At 54.7% G+C, this 1,438-nt stretch carries 2 protein-coding genes; both read left to right on the top strand.

Features of this window, described 5'->3' with window-relative positions; genetic code table 11:
- Window positions 1-12: 12 nt before the first annotated feature.
- Window positions 13-540 (top strand): hypothetical protein, encoded by a 528-nt coding sequence (locus tag X742_RS140515; RefSeq protein ID WP_023775592.1) that lies wholly within the window; start codon window positions 13-15, stop codon window positions 538-540.
- A gap of 89 nt (window positions 541-629) precedes the next feature.
- Window positions 630-1,196 (top strand): DUF2272 domain-containing protein, encoded by a 567-nt coding sequence (locus X742_RS140520; RefSeq protein ID WP_198019289.1) that lies wholly within the window; start codon window positions 630-632, stop codon window positions 1,194-1,196.
- Window positions 1,197-1,438: the final 242 nt, after the last annotated feature.

Below are 1,438 nucleotides of genomic sequence, written 5' to 3'. Positions count from 1 at the left end.
TGGTTTTGAGACATGTTGCAGCGGCCAGAGGTTGTGGATTATTTCCCGAACTTGGAAGTGCGAGGCGGGCGCATCGTGAAGGTTGAGGACACCAAGGTTATTCCGATGGAAGATGCCGCATCGACAGAACCCCTTCAATTATATCTCAATCCCACTCTGGACGATGTGGAGGATGCTGAGGTCATCGCTGCCGCAAAGCTCATTCATTGGACTGGAGCCCATCCTGAAGCCCGGCTCCTGCAGGCTCAGCACATGATTAATACAGCGCGCCGGCTGGTAACCGAGTCGGACAAGAGGTTGGGCTTGGACGGCATTGGGGCCGACATCTGCTGCGTTGTGATGGATGTGCGTCACCAAGGTCGCGCCGGGTTTGATGATCTACAGGCGGCACTTCGGGCAAAGAAGCCTTTTGAAGCTCTGCTGGAGGTCGGCGGCCATGGAGAGCCTGAGCGAGTTAAGAACTTGAAGGCTGCTCTCGACACGCGTCGGGACGGACTCAAGAAAAAGAAATGGTCCCGCTCGATGGGTGATTTTGTCTGAGGGAGGCGGGAATGGCATTCTCNGGAATGGCATTCTCTGATGACTTGATAAAGGTGGCACGGCGCGAATGGACGCGTTGGGGCGGCCCCATGGAGAAGATTGACGGAACCTTACTCGGGTTCACCGATCCCCGCATGGAGGCGAAGCACCCATTTTGGACGTACGTTGGGGAATATTGGAAATCGATTGGCAGCAACCTTGACGGTAGAGACGATCCAGCGTGGTCAGCGGCCTTCATCTGCTATTGTTTCAAGGAAGCCGGCGCCAAAAAGCGGTTCCCATATCAAGACAATCATTCAATCTACGTGTCGCAAATCGACTCTGGCAAATTTGCTGGACTATCACTCGAAGATCCGGAGGCAACGCCGCTCGCTTTTGGCGACCTCCTATGGGCGAGCCGGACAGGCCACGACTGTAGAACCCCGCCATCAAGCTTTGCCGATGCGAAGAAGGAATTGAAAAAGATCCGGGAGAAAAAGGCGGACAGTTTCTGCAGCCATTGCGACATTGTGGTCGAGCTTCGCATAGGTGAAGCCGACGTCATCGGTGGGAACGTCAAACAGGCCGTGACCCGAACAACCTATAAGCTGGATTCACAGGGCAAGATCAGGGATGGTCGTCGCAACTTTGTAGGGATCGTCAAAAACGTACTGTAGAGACTGTATCTCGCTAGGAAGGCGACTGCCGGCTGAACATGTTAGCCGTCTGGTTTTATTGAAACACCCGCCAGCGTTGTCGCTGACATGAGGCAGGTAAGCTTTGGTTTAACGATCCTATGGACCTAATCGAGGCTTGGGACTGGCATGAAGATCAAGGTCTATTTCGCCCCAAACCGGCAACCGTTTACGGAGCCAACCGGCAGCAGGATCGTCGGCTTCGGATCCGAGCTCGGGCCCAT

Source organism: Mesorhizobium sp. LNHC229A00, from assembly GCF_000502415.1.
Lineage (GTDB): Bacteria > Pseudomonadota > Alphaproteobacteria > Rhizobiales > Rhizobiaceae > Mesorhizobium.
This window is presented reverse-complemented; position numbering and strand designations above follow the sequence as displayed.